Source organism: Pseudonocardia sp. OZ21 (assembly GCF_059359135.1).
In genome coordinates this window covers 520,247-543,728 of the sequence record NZ_JCADBN010000002.1, presented here as the reverse complement: position 1 = coordinate 543,728, position 23,482 = coordinate 520,247, and the positions used below count along the sequence as shown (strand labels likewise).

The window sequence follows — 23,482 nt, the reverse complement described above, 5'->3', positions numbered from 1 at the left end:
GGGCGCCGCATGTTCGCGGCGTCCCCCGGTTCCTTGGGCACATCGAGGAAGGAAGGGCATCATGACCAGCGAAATGCCGGCCTCTTCCGGCGCCGATAGTTCAGAAGGGCCGTCGTGCCTACGCTGACGAGCCTCACCCCGTCAACCGGATCGACCGTCGGTGGCGCGGTCGTGTCGATTGTCGGCACCGGGTTCGCGGGAATCAGTGCGGTGACCTTCGGGGGCACCCCGGCCGCCTCTTTCACGGTGCTCACCGCGACCCAGATCACAGCGACGGCACCGGCGCACGCGGCGGGTAACGCGTTGGTCACCGTTACCGGCGCCAGCGGTGTCAGCAATCCGTTGAACTTCATATACCAGGCCCCGGTGACCCCGGTGGTCACCACTGTCAGCCCGTCGGTCGGGCCGACTCCCGGTGGCACCGTCGTGACTATTACCGGTTCCGGATTCTTGGGCGTCGTCGCGGTGACCTTCGGCGGCGCACCCGCCACCATCTTCACGGTGAACTCCGCGACCCAGATCACCGCGACGACACCGGTACACGAGGCCGGCGCAGCTCCCGTCGTCGTCACCAAACCCGGTGCAAACAGCAGCAATGCCGATGTGGCGTTCTTCTATATGAACGCTGCCGCGATTACGAGCCTGTCTCCCGACCAGGGGCCCACGTCCGGTGGCACGGTCGTGACGATCACCGGTGCCGGATTCACCGGGGCCAGTGCAGTGACCTTCGATGGCACGCCCGCCACGGCGTTCACGGTGAACTCCGACTCCCGGATCACCGCCACCGCGCCTGCGCACGTGGCAGGCACGGCCCAGGTCGTGGTCACCGCACCCGGTGGCCCGAGTCCCGAAGCCGCCTACCTCTACGTCGCGCCTCCCGTGATCACCACGCTGGTGCCTGATACGGGGCCGGCGGCCGGTGGGAACTCGGTGACGATCAGCGGCTCCAACCTGACCTTCACCACCGCGGTCCGTTTCGGAGCGACCGCCGCTCCGTTCACGGTGCTGTCGGCAACCCAGGTGGTCGCCACGGCCCCAGCGGGCGCCAACACGGTGCAGGTCACGCTCACCACGCCGGGCGGCACCAGCGGCGGACTTCCGTACGTGTACATCCCACGACCGGAGATCTGAGCGTCCGGCGGCGCTGGCAGGGCAACGATCACCACGCCCGACCCGCGCACCCGGACCCGCGGACACAGCGTCCGCTCCCCGTGACCCTCGGCCGGCCTCCGTCCCCGCGAACGGAGGCCGGCCGAGGAGAGCCTCAGGTCGTCGGGTCCGCTCTCCTCCTGCGAGGCCGCCGGCTGAGCCGCGTACTCGATTGGCGGTCGTCGCGGTCGGGGTGCGACATGGATGGTGTATCGGCGCTCTTCCCGACGATGCCGGTCGCGCGTGCGTGGCCGCGCGGCCAGCAGATCGACGATCTCGAGGTGAACCGCGATGTCCAAGGCATCACCTGTCATGCAGAAGGCCGATCTGGACGCTGTCACACCGGATGTCCACGGCCTGATCAGCAAGCAGACCGCCCAGCTGGACGGGGTCGACGTCACCAGGGTGCGCTTCGATCCCGGTGCCCGGTGGTCGAACGACCTCAAGTCCTACGCCGGCACGGAGAAGTGCGAGCTGCCGCACGTCGGGCTGGTGCTCAGCGGCCGGCTGCACGTCGTGATGGACGACGGCAGCGAGGAGGAGTTCGGAGCGAACGAGGTGATGCTGCTGCCGCCCGGGCATGATGCCTGGACCGTCGGCGACGAAGCCTGCGTGTTCGTCGAGTTCTCCCGAGGCAACGACTACTACGCCTGACCCTCGATCGGCTTCCACCTCCGCGGACGGAGGCCGACCGAGGAGAGCCTCAGGTCGGCGCGTCCGCGGCGATCACGCCGCGTCTCGGCGGGTTGCCCGCCGCGGCGTGCCCGAGCGCGGCGAGGAGCGTGTCGGCCGCCATGTCCCCGGCGAGCCGGATCGGGTCGGCGGAACGCGCGGCCTTGCTGCCGGCGAGTCCGCCGTCGTAGAGCAGGTGGATCCGCATGGCGGCCTGCTCCGGATCGGTCGCGCCCGCCTGGCGGAGCGTGGTGGTGAGCACGGCGTGCAGCCACTCGCGGTGTGCGGCGACGACGGCATGGACGGGGTGGGTGGAGTCGGGGAACTCGGTGGCGGCGTTGAGGTAGAGGCAGCCCCGGAAGCGGCGCCGTCGCGCGGCGACGGCAGCCCTGTCGAACAGGGCCTGCACCCGGGGAGCGGGATCGTCGGCCATGCCGCGCACGGTCCGCGCGTATCCCTCCCGGTCGAGCCGGTCCTGCTCCTCCAGCCAGGCCGCGACGAGGCCGTCCTTCGACCCGAAGTTCTGGTACAGGCTGGCCCGGGCGACGTCGGCGTCGGCGATGAGCTGGTCGACGCCGACCGCGCGGATGCCGTGCCGGTCGAACAGTCGTGCCGCGCTGGTGACGAGTCTTTCCGCGGGAAGCGGGCGAGCGGTGACAGCCACCTGATCAGCATAGACCTCGCATACTTCAGACCGATCATTCTGTCTGTTATCGTCGGCCGGGTGAGCCCCGCCCTGCTGGTGCAGCGCCGCCACGTCGACCTGCTCAGGGTCGCGTCTGCAGCGTGTCGGGCCTCGTTGTCCCTGCCGGTCTGAGTCGACCGAGTCCCCCGGCGGGATTCCCGCCGATCATCTGAAGGTGTTGCGCCGTCGTGCCGGCGCGCGGTGGCCCACGCCTGCGTCGTTCCTGGGAGAGACCCATGCCGTTGTTCCTGTTCGAGCTGACCGCCGCCCGCACCGAGCGGGCGGCGGTAAACACGCTGGTGGACGAGGTGGGCAAGGCGGCGGCCGATGCCGGGGCCGAGTTGGTCGAGTCACAGGTGACCGCCGGGCTCGACCGGGTCTTCGCTGTCGTCGAGGCGAGCGGCGCCACCGCGCTCGCCGGGGCGGTCACCGGCGAGACGGTGCCCTCGGCCACCGGCGTCAGCGGCCCTGACGAGGTCCGTCTCGTCGGTGCCGATCTGGCCGACCTCAAGGCCGCCCGGCCGGGGGCGGGATACCTGGTCGAGTGGGACCTGCCCGCCGAGCTCGACATGCAGACCTACCTCGAGCGCAAGCGGTCGAAGGCGCCGCGGTACGCCGACGTGCCCGAGGTGAGCTTCCTGCGCACCTACGTGCGCGAGGACATGGTCAAGTGTCTGTGCTTCTACGACGCCCCGGACGAGGACGTGGTGCGTCGCGGCCGGGCCGCCGTCGACACGCCGATCGACCGGCTGCACGCCCTCGACCCGGGGACGTCCCGGTGAGCCCGGGCGGAGCGGCCGCACCGGCCGTCCCGGCACCCGTGTCAGCGGAGGCGCAGGTCGTCGCCCGGGCCCGGGAGCATGCGGCCGCCGTCGACGCCGGGAGCGCGGACCCGCGGTCCACCGTCCGGCTCGCGGGCGGGCTCGGGCTGCTCGACACGTCGCTCACGCGCGTGGTCGGCCTCGTCGAGGGGGTCGCGGGGGAGTGCCTGAGCACGGCGTTCTCCCTCTGGGCGCAGCGCATGGTCCTGAGCTACCTCCGCAACGCCGCCTGCGCCGACTCCGAGCTGATCGAGGGCGTCCGCAGCGGAGCGCTTGCCGGTTGCACCGCGATGGCGCCCGCGCTCCGGGACGTGGCCGGGCTCGCGCCCGTTCCCGTCGTCGCCGAGCGCACGCCGACCGGGCTGCGGCTGCACGGGCCGATCCACTGGGCGTCGCAGCTGTACCCGGACGCGGTGACGGTGCTGCCCGTGCGCATCGGCCAGGACCCGGACACCGCGGAACGAGCCGTCGTCCGCATCCGGCTCTCCGACCCGGGCGTGCAGGTGGCGCCGGCCCCGGCGCTCCTCGCGCTGAACGCGACGGCGTCGTCCTCGGTGCGGCTCGACGGCGTGGCCGTCACGTCCGACGCCGTGCTGTCCACCGACCTGCGGGGGTTCCTCGCGGGCTGCGTCCCCACCTTCCTCCTCGTGCAGAGCGCCTTCTGCGCAGGCCTCGCCGCCCGGTGCGTTGCGGAGAGCGCCGCCCACGTCTCCGGGGTGAACCTTGCCCTGCAGCCGGACTTCGACAACGTCACCGCCCGCCTCGACAGCGTGCGGCAGCGGCTGCACGGCTGGGCCGCGCGCCCCGACGAACCCGACCGGCCAGGGCTGCTACGGCTGCGGCTGGACGCCGCCGCGGTCGCGGTCGACGCGGCGCGGCTCGAGGCCACGCTCCGCGGTGGGGCGGGTTACCGATCCGACAGCCCGGTCGTCCGACGCCTGCGGGAGGCGTCGTTCCTGCCGGTCCAGGCCCCGACGGAAGGACAACTCCGGTGGGAACTGTCGCGCTCCGCCTGACCGGCGCCACGAAGCGCTACGCGGACAAGGTCGTGCTCGACGGCGCCGACCTGGACGTCGAGCGGGACACCCGGCTCGTCGTGCTGGGCCCCAGCGGCAGTGGGAAGTCCACCCTGCTGCGCCTGCTCGCCGGGCTCGAACCGCTCGACGGCGGCACGGTGAGTCGGCCCGATGGTGGCACAGGCGTGATCGGCACGGTGTTCCAGCAGCCGCTGCTGCTGCCGTGGCTGAGCGTGCAGGAGAACGTGGCGCTCGGCGGGCGCTTCCGGGCCAACTGCGGACGGTTCGACCCCGCGCGGGTCGATGAGCTGCTGGAGCTGTTCGGACTCGCCGACCTGGCACCGGCCCGGCCCGCCCAGCTGTCGGGCGGGCAGGCGCAGCGGGTCGCGATCGCCAGGGCGGCCGCGGTGGCACCCGAGGTCCTGCTGCTCGACGAGCCGTTCAGCGCTCTCGACCCCGCCAGCCGCCGCGGCATGCAGATCTGGCTGCGGGAGACCGCCGACCAGCTGGGTCTCACCTTCGTGCTGGTCACCCACGACGTCGACGAGGCGCTCTACCTCGCCTCCGAGATCGCGTTGCTCGACGGCTCGGGCTCGATCACCGGGCGCTGGCCGGGGCTGCCCCGCGTGGCGCACGACGCGCTCGCCGGCCACCCGCTGCGTGCGGAGCTGTTCGCCGGCTACCGCTCGCAGGTCGCCGCCGGAGCCGGGGGAGCGGCCGGCTGATGGCCGCCCCGATCGGACGCCGGGCGCTGCTCGCGGGCGGCGTCGCGCTCGGCGCCGCCGGCGCGGTCGGCGGGGTGGCCGGGGTCGCCGACCTCGTGACGGCGCAGCGGCCGACGGCGGGACAGGGCGGCCCGATCCGGATCGGCTACCTGCCGATCACCGACGCGTCGCCGCTGCTCGTCGCGCACGCCGACGGCCGGTTCGCCGCGGCGGGCCTGACCGTCGACCGGCCCGTGCTGTTCCGCGCCTGGGAGTCGCTGGCGCAGGCGTTCCTGGCCCGGGAGATCGATGTCGCGCACCTGCTGATGCCCTTCGCCGTCCAGGTGCGCTACGCGCTGGGCGCGCAGCTGACCGTGGTGGCGTGGAACCACACCAACGGCTCCGCGCTCACCGTCCGTCCGGACGTCACCGACGTCCGCGACCTGGCCGGGCGCCAGGTCGCGATCCCGTACTGGTGGTCGATCCACAACGTCGTGCTCCAGCAGATGCTCCGCGCCGCCGGGCTCGTCCCGGTGGTCCGGCAGGCGCCGTCCGCCGCGGAGGGCACCGTGGGGCTCGTCGTGATGAGTCCGGCCGACATGCTGCCCGCCCTGGACACGGGCACGATCGCCGGTTACGTCGTCGCCGATCCGTTCAACGCCGCCGCCGAGGTCCGCGGCGTCGGGCGCGTGCTGCGGTTCCTCGGGGACGTGTGGCGCGACCACGCGTGCTGCGTGGTCGTGGTCCGCCGCGAGCTCGTCGAGCGGTCCCCGGGCACGGTGCAGGCGCTGACCGACGCCCTCGTCGGCACCCAGCTCTGGCTCGGCGGGCACCGGGAGCAGGCGGCCTCCGTGCTCACGAAGGGGCGGTACCTGCCGCAGCCGCTGCCCGTGGTGACGAAGGCGCTCGACCGCCCCGCCGCCGAGTACGCGAGCGTGCTCAGACGCCCGGACTGGAACGGCGAGCGGATCGGTTTCAGCCCCTACCCGTTCCCGAGCTACACCACGGCCCTCATCACGGCGATGCGCGAGACCGTCGTGGACGGCGACACCCGCTTCCTCGACGGTCTCGATCCCGCTTCGGTCCACGCCGACCTCGTCGACGACCGGTTCGTCGCCGCGAGCCTCGCCGCGTCCGGAGGGCTCGCGGCGTTCGGCCTGCCCCCGTCGTTCTCCCGCACCGAAGGGCTCCTCGCGTGACGGTGACCGCTTCCCCCCGTACCGTGCCCGCTGCCGGTTCCCCGGCCCGGGGGCTGCTGCCTCCCGTGCTGGGAGTCCTCGTCGCTATCGCACTCTGGTGGACGATCACCACCGTGCTGGCCGCGCCGGACTCGTTGCTGCGCGCGTTCGCACCGCAGCACGCGCTGCCCGCCGTGGTCGACCTCGCGCGGCAGGGCGTCCTCCTCGACGACATCACCACCAGCCTGTGGCGCCTCCTCGTCGGTCTGCTCGTGGCCGCTGTGCTCGGCCTCGGCGTCGGGCTCACCGTGGGTCTCGTGCCGCTCCTCGAGGGAGCCACCGGGCCGGTGTTCCAGTTCCTGCGCATGATCTCGCCGCTGTCGTGGGCGCCGGTGGCGATCGGGCTGTTCGGCATCGGGCACCGGCCGGTGATCTTCCTCGTCGCGACCGCCGCGATCTGGCCGATCGTGCTCAACACGATCGCCGGGGTGCGCTCGGTCGACCCCGGCTTCCTGCTGGCCGCCCGGTCGCTGGGCGCGACGCGCGGGGAGGCCCTGCTGACCATCGTGCTCCCGGCGATCCGTCCCCACCTCCTTACCGGGCTCCGGCTCGCGCTGGGTATCGGCTGGGTGGTGCTGGTACCCGCCGAGATGCTCGGCGTCACCTCCGGGCTCGGGTACGAGATCCTCAACTCCCGCGACCAGCTCGCCTACGACAAGGTGATGGCCGTGATCCTGGTGATCGGGCTGCTCGGCTACGTGCTCGACGTGGCCGCCCGCCGGCTGCTCGGCGGCCGGTAGGGCAGGCCGGGACGGCGACTCGCAGCCCAGGGCGAGGACATCGTCCCGTTCGCCGGCGCCAGCCGTTGCGACCGGCTGGCCGCAGATCCAGGCAGGGCGGTCCGAGGCGGGGATGGCGCTGGGCGAGCGTTCGCCGAGATCGTCTTCACCTCACACCCTCCGCGAGCTGATCATCGCTGCTCCGGACATCGGCCACTGGACCGTGGCGGGCACACCGGAGCAGCTGGCCGACGCGGTCGAGGAGCGGTTCTGGGCCGGGATGCCGGACGTGCTCAACTCTCGGCGGCCTGGCCGACCGCGGCAGCAGGACTTCGTCGTCAACGGTCTGCCGCACGAGCTGCGCAAGGCAAGATCGTCGCGGCCGACTACAGCGGTTCCACCTTCGGGAGAACCTCGGCCTCGACCTCCCGGCGCGTTCTGACCGGCCTGCCGCGGGTGTTACGCGGCGAGGTGCAGGAGTGGTTTCCGGCGGGGTCTTCGCTGGGGGTCGATCCAGGCCGGTGGGATGAGTTCGGGGAGTCCGTCGCGGATGCGGACTTCCCATTCGGAATGATGCTGCAGGCGGTGGCACGCGCGGCAGAGCATCACGCAGTTGTGCAGGGCGGTGTCGCCGCCGTCGTGCCAGGCTTTGATGTGGTGGACCTCGCACCAGGATGGTGGGCGGCCGCAGCCGGCGCAGCCGCGGTCGCGGGCGGCGATGGCGGCGCAGCCCGTCGGGGATGGTGCGGGTGGCCCGCCCGACGTCGAGGGGCTGACCTTTCCCGTTGAGCACGACCGGGACGACCGCGGCATCACAGGCCAGCATCCGCAGCGACTCCGGCGAGAGGGTGCCGCCGAAGTCGAGGCAGGCGGCGCGGGCGCGGTTCTCCAGGTCTTCGAGCCGGATCAGCACGCTCAGGTGCGGGCGGCGCCCGCCGCACTCGGGCACGTCACCGTGGTCGAGCACGTACCCGCACACATCAGCCAGTGCCTCGGCCTGCCGCTGGGCGGCGCTGCGCTGCTCGTCGCCGCTGACCGGTCGGGCGTGGGCGTCGATCACGGTGGCGACGGCGTCGAACATGGCCGCGTCGTCGAACCGGCCCTTGAGGCTGCCGCCCGCTTTGCCGCGGTGGCGGGCCAGGTGCACCTCGTTGACCGGCGCGGGGGGCCGGTCGTCGGGCTCGGGCCCGTCGGCGTCGAGGGCCTCGACCAGCGCGACACCCCAGGTCTGCAGTTCTGAGGGGGTGTAGACGGCGGCTTTCTCGGCGAGTTGGGCTTCGGCACCGGCCCACACTGCGGGCGTGAGCCGCTCGGCCGCCGGGCTGGCGAGCACCCGCGCGATCACCGCGACGTGGCGCAGCCCGGTGTGCCCGGCGGCGAACACCGCGGCGGTGGCAGGCAGCTTCGGGGGCAGTGCGGTGCCGTCGAGGCTCACCCGCGGGCACACCTGCTCGGCGGCGACCACCCGGGTGCGGGCCTCGAACCGTTCCCACCCGAGCAGATCCCCCAACGCCGCCGGAGTGGACTTGTAACCCCGCTCGGCGAACGTCCCACGCCGCTCCAGCGTGGACACCGTGGCCACGACGACCCGGTCCAACCGTCTGCTCGTGCCCTCGCACAGGGTGAGCACGGACAACAGCTCGTCGTCGGTGGCGCCGGACTCGGCAGCGGCGGACAGCGTGTCGATCGCCTCGACCAGGAGGCGGTGCGCGGTGGTGAGCGGGCTGTCCGACACACCTTCATCGTACTCGAACGGATGTTCGAACATATGCGCTTCGCCGCAGGTCAACGGCCGTTCGGTGACCTCGCAACCGTGCCGGTGCCACCTGCGCGAGAGTGCCGCCTGGGGCCGCGGCCGCCGCTGCAACCAGCTGAAGGGGCTACGACCAGCGTTCGCTACATCTGCTGGACCAGTCGCATCGAGGAGCGGCTGCGCTCGGCGGCGACGATATCGCGCACGGCAGGCGCGGTCTCCGCGGCGAACTCGGAGATGACGTCCGCCGACCCGACCCGATACAGGATGAAGGTGCTGATGCCTGCGGTGAGGGCGATCTCGGCCAGCTGGCCGGTCCAGGCCCTGGGTGGCCCCTTCAGGAAGCCTCCGCCGCCCGCGGTGAACTCGCCGGAGATGTTGTAGGCCCGCCGTATCGCCTCCGGGGCGCGGCCGGCCTCGGTGGCCGCCTCGTCGATGATCGCGTTGGCTGCCGGGAGCTGCTCGGGAGCGAAGTACACCGAGCTCGGGAGCCATCTGTCCGCGATCCGTCCGGTCATCTGCAGCATTCGTGAGCGGTACGCGCCGAGCCAGATCGGGATGTCGTGGACCGGGAACGGGCCACGCGTCGCCGCGTCGAACTCGTAGAACTGGCCCTCGAACCGTACGGGGTCACCCGGCGTCCACAGTGCACGGATGATCCGGATGGCCTCCTCCAGCGCGCCGATCGACTCGCCCGGAGTGAGTCGCAGGCCACCCTCCGCCGCGATCTGATCCCACATCGCGCCGCCTGCGAGACCCAGCTCGAACCGGCCGTCGCTCACGATGTCGAGGGTGGCGGCGGTCCGGGCGAGCGCCACCGGTGGCCGTAGCGGCAGGTTGGCGAGGCCTGGGACCAGTCGCACCGTGGACGTGCGGGACGCGATGACGGCCAGCAGCGTCATCGTCTCCAGCCGATCCGTCCAGTACGGGTGGTCCGCGAGGCTGACCAGATCCAGGCCGACCCGCTCGGTCAGCTCGGCCAGTTCCACGACAGCGATGCCTCGGTCCGTCGGTGCCTCCGGGTTGGCGCCGAACAGCAGGTCGTGACCGTAGTCAGTCATCAGTCAATCACCTCGACGCGATCAGAGTTCGGTGCTGCGCGGCGGGGTGGCGGTTCCGTGGATCCGCTCGGAATGGGCCGCGAATGCGTCGGCTGCCAGCTTCCCGATGACCGGGCGAACGTCGGCTGGCAGATTGCCGATGATGGCGTCGATGATCTCCGGGTCGCCTTCGTACATCATCGTTCCGAGCATGAGTGGCAGGCCTTCGGGGTCGGCTTCTGCGGCTCCGGCCCGGACCATCCGGTTCCACTCGGCCGCGGTGATGTACTGCTCCATGAGCGGCACCACGTTCGCCTCCTCCGTGTTCATGTGCCCGCGGAGCAGCGGCAGCAGCCGTTGGATGGCGTCGGCCAGCTCGTCACGGTCCGCCGGTGCCGCGGATGCACGCCAGACCTGGGTGGCGGTGTCGACCTCGGAGGCAGCCTTCTCGACCTCCTGGTGCTGGATCTCCATGAGTTCGACCATGCGGGCGGCCGCGTCCGCGACGCGCTCGTGGAGTACCGGCCAGACCTGCACGTCCTCGCTGTGGTGATGGTGGTGCAGCACGCCGCTCAGATTCGCGATGTGATCGGCCACGATCTGCGTGCGCGCGGTGTCGTGTGCTGCGACGCCGCGAACCAGGCGCGGCATCAGGCCGAACTCGCGCCGGAACATGCGGTGCACCATGAACATCTCGCGGCCGACGAAGTGTGCCTCACCGGTCGGCACTTCACTGGTTGTCACGTGGGTTCTCCCTGGGCGTGGGCTGCAGATACGGCTCCGGTGCCGGAAATGTGCAGCGATAGGCGTTGTGCAACAACGTTGTACAACACAGTTGTAGCAGGGTGATTCAAGTGTCAACGACCAGGGGTGGAGTCCGCCGTGCCTCAGACGGGCTGGGGGGAGGAGGTGGGTGTGCTCGGCATGAGAGCGAGCAGGGCGAGGGCCGCCTGCCGCCCGCGTTCAGCCGGCCAGGTCTCCGGATCCTCGACGGAGGAGATGTTGATGCCTCGCAGCAGCAGGTAGAGCATGTCGGCGCGCAGTTGCGGGTCGGAGATCCCCGACTCGGTCAGCACGGCGACCATCTCATCGCGCTCAGCGTGGGCCTCCAGCCGAAGCGCTCTGCTCACGGCATCGTCCGAGTCGCGCATCGCCAGCATCTCGACCCATATGCGGCGGAAGATGTCGTACCCGGCGGTTCCGGTGGTCCACCAGTCGACGAACGTCGCGAGCCGGTCCCGGCCGGTCCTCCCGGCCAGGACCTCGGCCAGTTCCGGGCGCCACTGCTGCTGGACTCGTCGAACGGCGTTGGCCATCAGCTCACCGCGGCTCCGTACGTAGTGGGTGACCTTGGTGGTGGAACCGCCCAGCCGGGCGGCCACGGTGCGGATCGTGATGGCCCTGGGGCCGGCGTGCACGGCCTGTTCGATCGTGGCTTCGGCGATCGCGTCCAGTCGCGCTTCGGCGTCGACGTCCAGTGGCATCCACCCACCCTAGGAGGCGGCACGCCGACTTCCGCTCCCGCTGCGACGGTCACGAGTCGGCGAGGTCTCGTGCTCAGGGGCGGGCCGTGGCGTACAGGACGTCGCGCATGCCGGGCAACGACTCCTGGTCTTCTCGCCAGACCAGCCGCAGGCTGAGATCCGGGAGTGGTAGGTCGAGTTGGGTCAGGGAGCCGGAGTGGAGGCTGTCGGCGACCGCGAACCGGGGTAGCAGCGTGATTCCGAGGCCGTGCTCCGCCCATGCGCGCATCACCGGGACGCCTCCCACTCTGATCCGGTCGGGACCGGGGCCGAGGATCGTGTTCCCGGCCATCCAGAACGAGCACTCCGGCACGTTGACCAGCAGTCGTTCGTGTTCGAGGTCGTGGGGAGTCAGCCCGGCCCGGGCGGCGAACGGGTGGTCCGGCGCGGATACCAGTACGAGGGGGATCGGGTCGAGGTCGACGAAGGTGAGCGGTGCGGCGGGGGCGGGAAACCCGAGTCCGCCGAGGTCGTCGCCGGAGTCCAGCAGCAGGGCGGCTTCGAGCCGTCCCTCGACCACGTCGGCGAGGAGACCGTCGCGGGCGCGTTCGGTGTGGATCTCGAGGTCGATGTCGGGCCGTCGTTCGGCGAACCGGGCGAACACCCGGGGCACGTAGGAGCCGGCGAGGGTTTCCAGTGCGCCGAGCCGCAGCAGTTGCCGTTCGCCTCTGACGTCGCGGGTGGCCCGCGTGGCCTGGTCGAGCAGCGACCGCGCCCATCCCTGCAGTCGCCGTCCGGCGGGGGTCAGCTCCATTCCCTTGGGGCCGCGCACGAACAGGGCCACACCGAGTGCTCGTTCGAGAGTCCGGATCTGCTGGGAGACGGACGACGGGGCGAGGTCGAGCGCGACGGCGGCGTCGGTCACGGTCCGGTGCTGGACGACGGCCTCGAAGGTCCTGAGTTGGCGCAGCTCCACAGCCGCACAAGCAGTGCCGAACGTTCGGAAATTCCGAACGGGACGTGCTGCTCCGGCGGTGGAGCCGCCGGCCCGCCGAAACGGACAGTGGGGCGCGTCATCCCCACATTCGTCTTCGGGAGCTGTCTCAGGCATGACCTTCTCGAGCTCACCCGCGCCGCTTTCGGCGAGTCCCCGTCCCGGGCGGGGGCGTGCCCACGCGCTGGCAGGCATCTCGCTGGGCTACTTCATGGTGCTGCTGGACATGACCGTGCTGTCGATCGCCGAGCCCGATCTGGCCTCGTCTCTCGACACCTCGATGGCCGGGCTGCAGTGGGCGACGGCGAGCTACACCGTGGCGTTCGCCGCCCTGCTGCTGTCGGCGGGGGCGGCGGCGGACCGCTTCGGCGCCGAGCGGCTCTTCCGGGTCGGGATCGCGGTCTTCACGCTCGCTTCCTTGCTCAGTGCATTCGCCCCGGGACTGGGGGCCCTGGTCCTCCTGCGTGCGATCTCGGGGGTCGCCGCGGCGGCGTGCGTGCCCGCCTCGATGGCGATGATCGCCCAGCTGTACCCGGAACCGGCGGCGCGGGCGCGGGCGGTCTCGGCATGGGCCGCGATCAGCGGCGCGGCCGTTGCGGCCGGTCCGATCGCTGGTGGTGCCCTGGTCGGCGCGGCCGGCTGGCGGTCGATCTTCCTGGTCAACGTGCCCATCGGCTCGGCGGTGCTGGCGCTGACGCTGGGCCGGGCGGTGGCCTGCCCCCGCGGTGACCGCCGGATCGACTGGTCCGCCCAGCTGGCAGCCGCCGCGGTGCTGGCCCTCTTCACGGACGCACTGATCGCCGCCGGTGCGCAGGCATGGGCTCACGTCGCGTGGACGTCGGTGGGTCTCGGGGTGTCGGCGCTGGCGTTCTGCTGCCTGGAACGTCGCAGCCCGGCTCCTGTCCTGCACCGTGCTCTGCTGCGGTCCCGCCGGGTGCGGGCCGGGCTGCTGGCGGCTGCGGCGGTGAACTTCGCGTTGACCGGAGGGCTGTTCGTGCTGCCCCTGTTGTTGCAGCAGCAGCGCCACCTGAGCCCCCTGCAGACCGGGCTGGCGTTCTTGCCTCTGGACACTTCCCTTCGCGGCCAACCCGCCGTTCACGGGCAAGATCGTGGCACGGGTGGGTCCTCGCCGGCCGATCCTGGCCGGCTTGGCTCTGCTGGCCGCCGGAGGTGCCGTGCTGGCAGGCACGGTCTTCGCCGAGGGCGGCTACCCGTGGCTCGCGGTGGGCCTGCTGTTGACCGGCTTCGGCGTCTCCTACGCCATGCCGGCGCTGGTCACGGCCCTTGTCGGCGTCGCCCCGGCGGGCACGGCCGGTGCGGTGGGCGGCCTGCTCAACGCCGTACGTCAGGTCGGCGCCACCCTCGGCGTCGCCACCATGGGTGCCGCCGTCGCCGCAGGCACCGGGTGGGCTCTGCTGATGTCGTCCGCAGTCTGTGCCATCGCGTGGTCGGTGTTCGCTCTCGCGCGCCGTGAGGAGACGACCGGATGAGGCTGGACCGCCCCACATCAGCTGCGGCCGCAGGCCTCCGCGTCAGCCCCAGGGTGAGTCGTATCTCGTCGCCAGCCGGTCGACCGCTTCCGACGGCAGCAGCCGGAACGGGCGAGAGCCGAGTTGCAGCAGCAGGGAGCAGGTGTGCTCGAGTTCGACGGCCGCTTCCAGCGCCTCCCGCACGGTGCGGCCCGCCGTGATCGCGCCGTGGTTCTGCAGCAGTGCCGCCCGGAACCGGGAGCCGGATGCCTGGATGGCGTCGGCCTGTGCCGCATCGCCGGGATCGGCGTAGGGGATCAGGGGCGTCTGGCCGACGCGCATCACGAAGTACGGGGTGAGCGGCGGAACTGCGCTGCGTTCCGACCAGGGGTCGAGACACGAATACGCGGTGGCGGCGAGGGAGTGCACGTGGACGACGGCCTGCACCGTCTCGTCGCGACGGTAGAAGGCCCGGTGGAACGGATACTCCTTCGACGGCGCGGGTCCGGAGAGCAGCGTTGCGTCGAAGTCGAGCTCCGAGAGCCGTTCGGGGATCAGCGACGCGAGATCGGATCCGGTCGGCGAGATGATGATGCGGTCGCCGTGCCGGACACTGAGGTTGCCCGACGAGCCCGGGCTCATTCCGGCGCCCGCGAGCTGGGCCGCGGCGGCCACGAGGTCCCTCCTCAGCATCGCTTCCGTCTCCACGGACGTCCGAGTTCCGTTGTCGATCACTTGGTCATGCCCCGTTCCAGTTCGTGCCACGCCTCGGTGAACATGTCGACCTCGCCGAAGTTGCCCGACTTCAACGCGACGTTCAGCAGATCGCCCGTCACCGTCGTGGCCTCGCTCCACGCGACTCCGGCGGCGATCGCGGGCCCGATCCGTAGCTGCGTCACGCCGAGTTCGGCCATGACCCGTCCCGAGCTCTCGCCGCCCGCCACGATCAGGCGTGCCGCCCCGAGCGCCACGAGGCGCCGGGCGACGGCGCCGAAGGCGCGTTCCACGAGTTCGGCGGCGCCGGGCGTGTGGTGGTCGACGTCAGCGAGGGAGTCGGCCGAGTAGACGAGCGGGACGGCGGCGGGGTCCTCGTCCCAGCAGGCCGCGGCCCAGGCGGCGATCTCCCCGGCGGCCTCCTCGACGTTCTGTGCGAGTGCGGCCACGTCGAGCTTCCGCCACGGCAGCCGGGTGCGGGCGAAGGCGACCTGGTCGCGGGTGCGCTGCGAGGCGCTGCCGCAGAGCACCGCGCGGCGGCCCTCGACCCCGCGGATCTTTCTGGCGTCGGACGCGGCCCGCTCGGGGATGCCCAGGGCGAGCCCTGAACCGCCGGTCACCACCCGCAGCGCGCCGGAGGCCGCCATGATCGCTTCGAGGTCCTCGTTCTCGATCGCGTCGACGACCAGGGAGACCGGCCCGTCGCCGCGTGGTGCCTCCAGGCTCCGGGCCAGCTCGGCACGGCCGGAGCGCACGGTCCGGAGGGTGATGAGCTCCACCCGCCCCGTGGTCTGCGGAGCGAGCAGGCGCGGTAGCGAGGAGTCGAGCATCGGGGTCAGCGGATGGTGGCGCATCGGGCTCTCGTCCAGCAGTTCGTCGCCGACGAACAGATGCCCGCGGTACACGGTGCGCGCGGCGTCGGGGAAGCTCGGCACCACGATGGTCCGATCCTCGCCGGTGCGCGCGAGCACGGCGTCGATGACCGGCCCGATGTTCCCTTCGGGTGTCGAGTCGAAGGTGGAGCAGTACTTCAGGTAGATCCGCTCGGCACCGACGGACTCCAGGTACTCCAGGGCCGCCACGCTCTGCGCCACCGCGACGTCGATCGGGGCGGTGCGCGACTTGAGCGCCACCACGATCGCGTCGATGTCGTCGACGTCCGTGGGCAGCCGCCCGGGCCCGAGTGGCACCCCCGAGTCGGAGAACGGCTGCAGCAGAACGACCGTGCGCAGGCCACGGGACACCAGGTTGGTGGCGAGGTCGGTCGCCCCCGTCACGTCGTCGGCAATGCAGCCCCACTGCGGCACGTGCAACCCCTCTCGACGCTCGCGCTGTCCGGAGCGCGTGAATTGCCCTGTTCTCGTCTGTGACGATACGTTATCAGAGTTGACGCTCATGTGAACACGGAGCTAACGTGCATTGATGGCGATGCGGTGACGTCGTCGCCTCCCGTAGCCCCGAGGAAGTGGTCCGCATGTCGAGCGAACGAGTAACCCCAGAGTCCGGCGCCGGCGGGATCCGCACCATCGCGGTCGTGGGATCGGGATACATGGGCGGCGGGATCGCCCAGGTGCTCGCTCTGTCCGGACGCGACGTGGTGCTGAGCGACGTCGACGCGGCCAAGGCGGAGGCCGCGCGCGTCCGGCTCCTCGACGAGGCGCGGCGTTTCGTCGGCACGGGGCTGTTCGACCCGGGCTCGGTGGAGATCCTGGAGCAGCGGCTGCGGGCCGCCGAGAGCATCGAGGCCGCCGTGGCGGACGTCGACTACGTCACCGAGGCCGTCTTCGAGGACCGCAAGGTCAAGGCCGATGCGCTCCGGCGGATCTCCCGCGCCGCCCGCGCCGACACCGTGATCGGCTCGAACACCTCGGCCATCCCGATCGCCGAGCTGGCGGAGTCGGTCGAACGTCCCGAACGCTTCCTCGGCGTGCACTGGATGAACCCGGCCCCGTTCGTCCCCGCCATCGAGCTCATCCCCACCTCGCACACCTCCGCCGACGCGATCGCCGGAGTCGAGGCCATGCTCGTCGAGGCCGGGAAGGCGCCTGCCCGGGTGGCCGACAGCCCCGGTTTCGTCGCCAACAGGCTCCAGTTCGCGCTGTACAAGGAGGCCGTGCGGATCGTGGACGAGGGCTTGGCCACCCCCTCGCAGATCGACACCGTCGTGAGCAACGCCTTCGGGTTCCGGCTCGCCCTCTTCGGCCCCTTCGCCATCGGCGACATGGCAGGCCTGGACGTCTACGCCGCCTCCTACGACAGCCTGGCCGCGGTGTACGGCGAGCGGCTCGCCGCGCCGGAGACGCTGACCGAGACGGTCGAGGCGGGCAACCTCGGGATCAAGAGCGGTCGCGGGTTCCTCGACATCCCCGCCGAGGACGTTCCGGCGCTGCTCGCCTACCGCGACGCCGCGTACCGGCGCCTCAGCGTCCTGCGTCGCGAACTGGGTGCCGCCCCCGGCCTGGAGGCGGCAGCCCAGAAGGAAGCAACACAGAAGGAAGCGGAGCAGAAAGAAGCCGGGCGGTGAGCGAGAAGGACTCGAACCTCATTCCCGACCAGCGGCGGGAGAAGCTCATGCGGTCGCTGCGCCGGGACACCGTCCTCAGCGTCGCTCAGCTCACCGAGCTTCTCGGCGTCTCCCACATGACCGTGCGCCGCGACATCGCCGTGCTCGAACGGGAGGGTCGTGCCTACTCCGTGCCCGGTGGTGTCCGGCATGCGAGCCCCATGCACGAGGAGCCGACCTTCGCCACGAAAGCGGGCACCGAGCGCTCCGAGAAGGCCGCCATCGCGCAGGTGGCCGAGGCTCTGCTGCACGACGACATGACGATCTACCTCGATGCCGGTACCACCACCGGCGCGCTGGTCCCGGCGATCCGCGCACGCAGCGGGATGACGGTGATCACGAACGACAACGTCATCGTCGAGGACCTCACCGGGTCGACGGCCGTGGACGTGATCCACACCGGCGGCCGCCTCGACCACACCAACCGTTCCACGGTCGGGCGCCTCGCGGCCCAGACGCTGCGGCAGCTGAACACCGACCTCGCGTTCATCAGCACCAGCTCCTGGGACCTGAGCCGAGGGGTCACCACACCGACCGAAGCGAAGGTCGAGGTCAAGCTCGCGGCCCTCGGCGGCGCCTCCGAGGCGGTGCTGCTGGCGACGAGCACGAAGTTCGGGACCTTCGGCATGTACGACGTCGTTCCGCTGCGCCGATTCGACCGCATCATCACCGACGACAGACTGCAGGCCGCGGCGGCCGACGGTATCCGCGATCTCGGTGTCGAACTCGACCTCGCGCACGCCGAACCCGCCGACGATGCGGTACCCGGAATCCGGGCTGTGCGGGCCGGTGAATCCGCCCGGCCCTGACGTCCATCGCGAGAGAACTGGCGGTTTCACACGTGCAACTCACCACTCAACGAGGAGTCCGTAACCAGGGCGGTACCCGGATATCCGGGCTGCGCTGGTGGATGTTCGGGTTCTTCGTCCTCATCATGATCATCAACTACATCGACCGATCGTCGTTGTCGATCGCGATGCCGTTGATCAGCAAGGAGTTGCATCTCAACGCGGCGACCACCGGGCTCATCCTGAGCTCGTTCGGCTGGACCTACGCCCTGATGCAGCTACCCGGCGGCTGGCTGGTCGACAAGCTCAAGCCGCGAAGGGTCGTGTCGGCGAGCCTGCTCGGCTGGGGGATCATCGAGGGGCTGACCGGGCTCGCCAACGGCGTGGCCTCGCTCATCGGTATGCGGATGCTCCTCGGCGTCTTCGAGGGCCCGGTGCAGAACGGCGCCAACGCCTCCCTGACGCGCTGGTTGCGCACGAGCGAGCACGCCCGCGGCAGCACGCTCGTCGACGGCGGTGGCCCGCTGGGCACGGCGTTCGGCGGGCTGCTGGTGACCGGTCTGATCGTCTGGCTGGGCACCTGGCGGCTGGCGTTCGCCGCCGTCGGCCTGATCACGGTCCTGATCGGCGTCGTGGCCTGGGTCTTCATGCGCGACGACCCGGCCACCCACCCCCTGATCACGCGCAAGGAGGCGGAGTATCTCGAGAAGGGCGAGGCCGAGGACGGTCCCGAGCCCGCCGTGCAGGGGTCGGCTCTGCGGTACTTCCGGTTCCGTAGTTCCTGGCTGCTGCTCCTCGCGTTCTTCGGTTACGACGCTGTGCTCTACGGCCTGCTGACCTGGGCGCCGTCGTACGTGAGCGAGGTGCAGCACGTCTCGTTCGGCATGACCGGCGTCTGGACCTTCGTCATCTTCGGCGCGGGTTTCGTCGGCGAGATGCTCGCCGGTCAGGTGGCCGACCGGTGGATCCGCTCGGGTGCCTCGCCCAACCTCGTGCTGCGTTCCCTGCTCGGGTTCGCCGGCCTCGGGGTTGCCGTCGCGATCATCCTCGTCAACACGGTGACGACGCCGGCGGCGGCCATCCTGCTGATCAGCCTGGCGAACTTCTTCCTCCGCTGGGGCGGGCTCTACTGGGCCGTGCCCGCGCGGCTCGCGTCGAAGCAGCACGTGGGCAGGCTCTCCGGGGCGATGAACTTCTCGGGGAACGTGGCCGGAATCCTCACCCCGATCCTGGTCGGCGTGATAGTCCAGGCGACCGGCAGCTTCGTCGGCGTCTTCATCATGTTCGCCGTGGCGGGCGTGCTGATGGCGGTCCCGTCGGTGGCCATCGACTATTCGCGCAAGCTCTGACGTCGCTCACGTCCGCGCCGCACGCGATCACGCGAGTATTACGTTCAGGGTATGGACTTCTCCTTGTGGCCCGTGGGCTCGCGGTCGTGGCAGGACATCCTCGACGGCGCCGAGTACGCGGAGCGGACCGGCTGGCACGGCGTCTGGTTCGCCGACCACTTCATGGCCAACGGCGCCGACGGCGTCGGTGTCCCGATGAACGAGTGCATGGCGGTGCTGTCGGCGCTCGCCGGCCGCACCGAACGGGTCCGGCTCGGTTCGATGGTGCTCGGCAACACCTACCGGCACCCGGCCGTCGTGGCCAACCAGGCGGCCAGCATCGACCAGATCAGCGGCGGCCGGTTCGTGCTCGGCGTCGGCGCAGGCTGGCAGGTCAACGAGCACGAGGCGTACGGCATCGACCTGCCGCGCCCTGGTGAGCTGCTCGCCCGCTTCGACGAGGCCTGCCAGGTGATCAAGGGCCTGCTCACCCAGGAGCGCACCGACTTCGACGGGAAGTACTACCACCTCTCCGGTGCACCGCTGGAGCCCAAGCCGGTGGCGATGCCGCTGCTGATCGGCGGCGCGGGGGAGAAGGTCACCCTCGGCATCGTCGCCAGGTACGCCGACGAGTGGAACCACTGGAGCCTGCCGGAGGTCGCCGTCCACAAGGGCGAGGTGTTCCGTGGGCACTGCGAGAAGATCGGGCGCGACCCGAGCACGGTGCGCCGGTCCACCCAGGCGCTGTTCGAGGTCATCACCCCGGGCGACACCGAGGCCGAGGAGCGTCGTGAACGGCTGCTGGCGGCGCGCAGGCAGCCGGTCGTGATGGGCACCGCCGAGGAGCTGATCGACACGTTCGGCCGGTACGCCGAGGCGGGTATCGACGAGCTGCTCATCCCGGACTCCACGCTCGGCGACGGTCAACGGCGGTTCGACGCGCTCGAACGGCTCCGCGAGGAGGTCATCCTCAAGGTCGGCTGAGCTGATCCGCCAGGTCAGTGGGTGCGGGCGCGCACGTGGGTGCGTTCGCCCTGCTGACCGAAGAGGATGAGCAGCTCGGCGGGGTCGTCGTCGGCGGCACCCAGCCAGTGCGGGACGTGGGTGTCGAACTCGGCGACCTCGCCGGGGGTGAGCACGAGGTCCTGGTCGCCGAGGAGGAGCCGGAGCCGCCCGTTGAGGACGTAGAGCCACTCGAACCCCTCGTGGCTCTGCAGCTCGGGGTCGCAGGGACCGGGACCCCCCGGGATGATCATCTTGTAGGCCTGCAGGCCGCCGGCCCGCCTGGTCAGCGGCAGGAACGTGCGTCCGTGGCGGCGGATCGGGCGGATGTGGACCCGCGGGTCCCCGGTGGGCGGCGCGCCGATCAGCTCGTCGAGCGGCACGCCGTGCGCTCGCGCCAGCGGCAGCAGCAGCTCGAGGTTCGGCCGCCGCCCGCCGCTCTCCAACCGCGACAGCGTGCTCTCCGAGATGCCGGTGGCCGCCGCGAGGTCGGCCTGGGTGACACCGCGCCGCCGCCGCAGTGCCCGCAGCCGTGGCCCGACCGCGCGCAGCACGTCGTCCAGGTCGTCGTCCATGAGGGCGAGCTTGCCGTTCCGGCAAACGTCCTTGCAACCCCGTCAGTGCGTGGTGCGCAGGAGATGGCGGTGGGTGTGCAGGGCCGCCAGTACGGCGTCGATGTCGGTGGTGTCGTTGTAGCAGTGCGGGGAGATCCGCACGTTGCCGTCGCGGGAGCTGACGATGACGCCGTCCTTCTCCAGTGCGGCGACGTAGGCGTGCTCGTCGGTGGTGGCGACGGCCAGCATGGGCCCGTGCAGGCGTTCCGGGGTCACGACGATGCCGCCGATCTCCTCGACGCCGCTACGGAGCTGGGCCAGTAGTCCTTCGACGTGGGACCGGGTGCGTTCGACCCCGATCCCGAGCATGAGTTCGATGCCCGCCGCTGCCGCATACAGGCTGGGCACCGGCGGGGTGCCGGACTCGAAGCGCCGGGCGTCGGCCGCGGGATCGTAGGAGTGGATGTTCATCGCCCAGATGTCCCGCGCCCCGAACCATCCGGTGCTCGTCGGGACCAGCGCGGAGGTGGTGTCGGCGCGGGCGTACAGGAAGCCGACTCCGGGTGATCCGAGCAGGTACTTCAGGCACCCGCCGCTGATGAAGTCCGCGCCGAGATCGCGGACGTCCACAGGGATCGCCCCGACGCCCTGGTAGGTGTCCACCAGGACGAGGGCGCCGCGCGAGTGCGCGAGTTCGATGATCGGCAACAGGTCGAGCAGAGCGCCGTTGCGGTAGCAGACCTGCGTGATCGACACGATCAGCGTCCGGTCGTCGATCGCCTCGGCGAAACGCTCGAGCGGAATGGTGTTGTCGGAATCCGATCCGACGTGGACGACCTCTGCTCCGCGTCGCTCCTGGGCGTGCCAGATCTGGCCGATCGTCGGGAACTCCAGGTCGGTGGTCACCACCCTGTTCCGCTCACCCGAGAAGTCCAGAGCGCTGGCGAGAGCGGCGACCCCCGCGGACGACGACGTGGTCACCGCGACTTCGGCGGCCTGCGCACCGAGAAGCTCGGCCAGGAGGCCACGGACCCGGTCCTGACGCTCGATCCAGTGGTCCCATGCCGACCCCTCGCGTTCCATGCTCCCGAGGTACTCGTCGTAGGCGCTGCGGACCGCATCGGACAGCGCGCCCTGGGAGCAGGAGTTCAGGTAGACCAGGTTGCCCAGCACCGGAAACCGGGACCTGACGTCATCGGGCAGGGTGCGGGTCGAGCCTGCCGGTCGTGCGGGCATGGTGGGTGCGCTCCTCGGGTCGTCGGGCGTGGTCGGGGGTGCGGACGGCCTGGTCATGCGTCGTCCAGCCGGGTGGCCGGAGCCGGTGACCGCGCAAGCTCGTCCCGCAACGGGTCGTTGCCCGCGCCGTCACCACCGCGGGAGGTTGTGACGACGTAGGCGATGAGGAGCAGCACGAAGAACGGGATGCCCACCTTCCAGGCGATCTGCAGTCCGTCGATGAATGCGGTGGAGACCAGCACCGCACCGAGGAACAGGAACGCGAGACCGGTGGTGACCGGGGCTCCCCAGATGCGCGCGGGGGAGTCGGGCAGTCCGTGCCGCCTGCGCAGCAGCCGGAACCGCGCGTGGGAGGCCAGGATCATCATCCAGACGACCAGCGCGCCGAACACGGAGATGCCGAAGAGGGCGAGGTAGGCGTCGGTCCCGTCGTTGACCGAGAGCGCGGCGGCGATCGCCAGCCCGATCGTGGACAGCATCAGTGCGTTGCGTGGCGCCCCGGACCGGCTGAGCCGCCCGAGCGCTGCGGGTGCGTAGCCGTGCCCGGCCAGGCTGTGGAGCATCCGCGTCGTCAGGTACAGGTTGGTGTTGGCGCTCGACAGGGCCGCGGTCAGGATGACGAAGTTCATCACCGACGCCCCGGCGGGCACCTGGGCGGCCTCGAGCACGCGGACGAACGGGCTGGCGTCCAGGCTGCCGCCCTTCGCGGTCTGCGACCACGGCGCGATGGTCAGCACGACGGCGATGGCGAGCACGTAGAACAGGGCGAGCCGGAGCACCATCTGCCGTGCCGCTCGTGGCACGTCCCGGGCCGGGTTCTCCGCCTCGGCGGCGGTGACGGACACCACCTCCGTCCCGACGAAGCTGAAGACCACGAACACCATCGCGAGGAAGACCCCGCCGAGGCCCATGGGGAAGAACCCGCCGTCGGAGGTGAGGTTGTGCAGCCCGGTCGCGGGAGCATCGGGCAGTCCGACGGTGATGAGCAGGACGCCGAGCACGACGAACACGACGATCGCCGAGACCTTGATCATCGACAGCCAGTACTCGAACTCACCGAACAGGCGCACCGTCGCGGCGTTGACGACGATCAGCGCGACGGAGAACACGACGACGGCGAGCCAGAGGGGGATCGACGGCCACCAGTACTGGACATAGATCCCGGCCGCGATCACCTCGCCGCCGACGGCGATCACCTGGATCGTCCAGTAGGTCCAGCGGATGACGAAGCCGGCCCAGCGTCCCAGGTAGGCGTGCGCGATCGTGCCGAAGGCCCCGGCTGTGGGGTGCACCGTGACCATCTCGGCCAGCGCCCACGCGATCACCAGCGCGACCAGCGCCACGACGACGAACGCGATGATCGTCGCCGGTCCGGCCTGCGAGATCGCCAGCGCGGACCCGAGGAAGAGGCCGGTGCCGATCGCTCCTCCGAGCCCGATCATCGTCAGCTGCCGGGCGGTGAGCCTGCGGTGCAACTCGTGGCCGGTGGTCGCGGTCATCCGGATCCTCCTCGCCGCCGGGTGTCCGCCCCGGTCACCCTGCGAGCACCCTAAGGACACGTTCAATACAGGTCA

24 protein-coding genes and 1 pseudogene are annotated in these 23,482 nt (G+C 71.1%); 14 read left to right on the top strand and 11 right to left on the bottom strand.

Features of this window, described 5'->3' with window-relative positions:
- The first annotated feature begins 114 nt into the window (after positions 1-114).
- Both AC5L35_RS06190 and AC5L35_RS06185 read left to right on the top strand, forming a co-directional pair.
- On the top strand, positions 115-1,131 hold the full coding sequence (locus AC5L35_RS06190; RefSeq protein WP_495058570.1) for an IPT/TIG domain-containing protein: 1,017 nt from the start codon (positions 115-117) through the stop codon (positions 1,129-1,131).
- 309 nt (positions 1,132-1,440) lie between these two features.
- The gene (locus tag AC5L35_RS06185) at positions 1,441-1,803 is read left to right on the top strand and encodes a cupin domain-containing protein (protein ID WP_495058569.1); all 363 of its coding nucleotides are present in this window, start codon (positions 1,441-1,443) and stop codon (positions 1,801-1,803) included.
- A 49-nt stretch (positions 1,804-1,852) separates the two neighbouring features.
- Here AC5L35_RS06185 and AC5L35_RS06180 read toward each other — a convergent pair whose 3' ends face one another.
- Positions 1,853-2,485 carry a TetR/AcrR family transcriptional regulator gene (locus tag AC5L35_RS06180; protein WP_495058568.1) on the bottom strand — a complete coding sequence of 211 codons (633 nt, stop codon included), beginning with the start codon at positions 2,483-2,485 and terminating at the stop codon, positions 1,853-1,855.
- On the opposite strand from AC5L35_RS06180, the gene AC5L35_RS06175 reads away from it, so the two are divergent.
- From AC5L35_RS06175 to AC5L35_RS06150, 6 genes are all read left to right on the top strand, one after another.
- Positions 2,414-2,638, top strand: coding sequence for a putative leader peptide (locus tag AC5L35_RS06175; protein WP_495058567.1), 225 nt, complete (start codon positions 2,414-2,416; stop codon positions 2,636-2,638). The genes AC5L35_RS06180 and AC5L35_RS06175 overlap by 72 nt on opposite strands.
- A 104-nt stretch (positions 2,639-2,742) precedes the next feature.
- Complete coding sequence (locus AC5L35_RS06170; RefSeq protein WP_495058566.1) at positions 2,743-3,288, top strand: DUF4242 domain-containing protein; 546 nt, start codon at positions 2,743-2,745, stop codon at positions 3,286-3,288.
- Positions 3,285-4,343, top strand: a complete 1,059-nt coding sequence (locus AC5L35_RS06165; RefSeq protein ID WP_495058565.1) for an acyl-CoA dehydrogenase family protein — start codon at positions 3,285-3,287, stop codon at positions 4,341-4,343. Before AC5L35_RS06170 ends, AC5L35_RS06165 begins: the two co-directional genes overlap by 4 nt.
- Positions 4,319-5,068 carry an ABC transporter ATP-binding protein gene (locus AC5L35_RS06160; protein ID WP_495058564.1) on the top strand — a complete coding sequence of 250 codons (750 nt, stop codon included), beginning with the start codon at positions 4,319-4,321 and terminating at the stop codon, positions 5,066-5,068. Before AC5L35_RS06165 ends, AC5L35_RS06160 begins: the two co-directional genes overlap by 25 nt.
- On the top strand, positions 5,068-6,246 hold the full coding sequence (locus AC5L35_RS06155) for an ABC transporter substrate-binding protein (protein ID WP_495058563.1): 1,179 nt from the start codon (positions 5,068-5,070) through the stop codon (positions 6,244-6,246). Before AC5L35_RS06160 ends, AC5L35_RS06155 begins: the two co-directional genes overlap by 1 nt.
- Positions 6,243-7,025: an ABC transporter permease gene (locus AC5L35_RS06150; protein ID WP_495058562.1), complete on the top strand. Its 783-nt coding sequence runs from the start codon at positions 6,243-6,245 to the stop codon at positions 7,023-7,025. The genes AC5L35_RS06155 and AC5L35_RS06150 overlap by 4 nt, the downstream gene beginning before the upstream one ends.
- Before the next feature lie 145 nt (positions 7,026-7,170).
- On the opposite strand, the gene AC5L35_RS06145 is transcribed toward AC5L35_RS06150, so the two are convergent.
- From AC5L35_RS06145 to AC5L35_RS06125, 5 genes are all read right to left on the bottom strand, one after another.
- A complete protein-coding gene (locus tag AC5L35_RS06145) occupies positions 7,171-8,739 on the bottom strand; it encodes a DUF222 domain-containing protein (protein WP_495058561.1) in 1,569 nt (522 codons plus the stop codon).
- Positions 8,740-8,900: 161 nt separating this feature from the next.
- Positions 8,901-9,818: an LLM class flavin-dependent oxidoreductase gene (locus AC5L35_RS06140; protein WP_495058560.1), complete on the bottom strand. Its 918-nt coding sequence runs from the start codon at positions 9,816-9,818 to the stop codon at positions 8,901-8,903.
- 21 nt (positions 9,819-9,839) lie between these two features.
- The gene (locus tag AC5L35_RS06135) at positions 9,840-10,541 is read right to left on the bottom strand and encodes a hemerythrin domain-containing protein (protein ID WP_495058559.1); all 702 of its coding nucleotides are present in this window, start codon (positions 10,539-10,541) and stop codon (positions 9,840-9,842) included.
- A 143-nt stretch (positions 10,542-10,684) separates the two neighbouring features.
- The gene (locus tag AC5L35_RS06130) at positions 10,685-11,281 is read right to left on the bottom strand and encodes a TetR/AcrR family transcriptional regulator (protein ID WP_495058558.1); all 597 of its coding nucleotides are present in this window, start codon (positions 11,279-11,281) and stop codon (positions 10,685-10,687) included.
- 73 nt (positions 11,282-11,354) lie between these two features.
- Entirely contained in the window at positions 11,355-12,371 is a 1,017-nt protein-coding gene (locus tag AC5L35_RS06125; RefSeq protein ID WP_495058557.1) for a LysR family transcriptional regulator, read from the bottom strand.
- Here AC5L35_RS06125 and AC5L35_RS06120 point away from each other — a divergent pair.
- Positions 12,370-13,251: pseudogene (locus tag AC5L35_RS06120) on the top strand (MFS transporter); the annotation flags it as partial. The gene AC5L35_RS06125 and the pseudogene AC5L35_RS06120 overlap by 2 nt on opposite strands.
- 112 nt (positions 13,252-13,363) lie before the next feature.
- Positions 13,364-13,744: an MFS transporter gene (locus tag AC5L35_RS06115; RefSeq protein WP_495058556.1), complete on the top strand. Its 381-nt coding sequence runs from the start codon at positions 13,364-13,366 to the stop codon at positions 13,742-13,744.
- A 42-nt stretch (positions 13,745-13,786) separates the two neighbouring features.
- On the opposite strand, the gene AC5L35_RS06110 is transcribed toward AC5L35_RS06115, so the two are convergent.
- Together AC5L35_RS06110 and otnK are read right to left on the bottom strand one after the other, a co-directional pair.
- Complete coding sequence (locus AC5L35_RS06110; RefSeq protein WP_495058555.1) at positions 13,787-14,416, bottom strand: class II aldolase/adducin family protein; 630 nt, start codon at positions 14,414-14,416, stop codon at positions 13,787-13,789.
- 38 nt (positions 14,417-14,454) lie between these two features.
- Positions 14,455-15,834, bottom strand: a complete 1,380-nt coding sequence (gene otnK, locus AC5L35_RS06105; protein WP_495058554.1) for a 3-oxo-tetronate kinase — start codon at positions 15,832-15,834, stop codon at positions 14,455-14,457.
- Between the two features lie 137 nt (positions 15,835-15,971).
- Between otnK and AC5L35_RS06100 the strand changes: the two genes are divergently transcribed.
- From AC5L35_RS06100 to AC5L35_RS06085, 4 genes are read left to right on the top strand one after another with little or no spacing between them, the layout of a single operon-like run.
- A complete protein-coding gene (locus AC5L35_RS06100; protein ID WP_495058553.1) occupies positions 15,972-16,961 on the top strand; it encodes a 3-hydroxyacyl-CoA dehydrogenase family protein in 990 nt (329 codons plus the stop codon).
- A complete protein-coding gene (locus AC5L35_RS06095) occupies positions 16,958-17,809 on the top strand; it encodes a DeoR/GlpR family DNA-binding transcription regulator (protein ID WP_495058552.1) in 852 nt (283 codons plus the stop codon). The genes AC5L35_RS06100 and AC5L35_RS06095 overlap by 4 nt, the downstream gene beginning before the upstream one ends.
- A gap of 32 nt (positions 17,810-17,841) precedes the next feature.
- Entirely contained in the window at positions 17,842-19,137 is a 1,296-nt protein-coding gene (locus AC5L35_RS06090; RefSeq protein ID WP_495058551.1) for an MFS transporter, read from the top strand.
- Positions 19,138-19,188: 51 nt separating this feature from the next.
- The gene (locus tag AC5L35_RS06085; RefSeq protein WP_495058550.1) at positions 19,189-20,100 is read left to right on the top strand and encodes a TIGR03560 family F420-dependent LLM class oxidoreductase; all 912 of its coding nucleotides are present in this window, start codon (positions 19,189-19,191) and stop codon (positions 20,098-20,100) included.
- Positions 20,101-20,114: 14 nt separating this feature from the next.
- Here the strand turns inward: AC5L35_RS06085 and AC5L35_RS06080 are convergent, their stop codons facing one another.
- The 3 genes from AC5L35_RS06080 to AC5L35_RS06070 are packed head-to-tail and all read right to left on the bottom strand — an operon-like array spanning position 20,115 to position 23,407.
- Positions 20,115-20,693, bottom strand: a complete 579-nt coding sequence (locus tag AC5L35_RS06080; RefSeq protein ID WP_495058549.1) for a helix-turn-helix domain-containing protein — start codon at positions 20,691-20,693, stop codon at positions 20,115-20,117.
- A 42-nt stretch (positions 20,694-20,735) separates the two neighbouring features.
- The gene (locus AC5L35_RS06075) at positions 20,736-21,908 is read right to left on the bottom strand and encodes an aminotransferase class V-fold PLP-dependent enzyme (RefSeq protein WP_495058548.1); all 1,173 of its coding nucleotides are present in this window, start codon (positions 21,906-21,908) and stop codon (positions 20,736-20,738) included.
- A 53-nt stretch (positions 21,909-21,961) separates the two neighbouring features.
- Entirely contained in the window at positions 21,962-23,407 is a 1,446-nt protein-coding gene (locus AC5L35_RS06070) for an amino acid permease (protein WP_495058547.1), read from the bottom strand.
- Between the last annotated feature and the right edge of the window lie 75 nt (positions 23,408-23,482).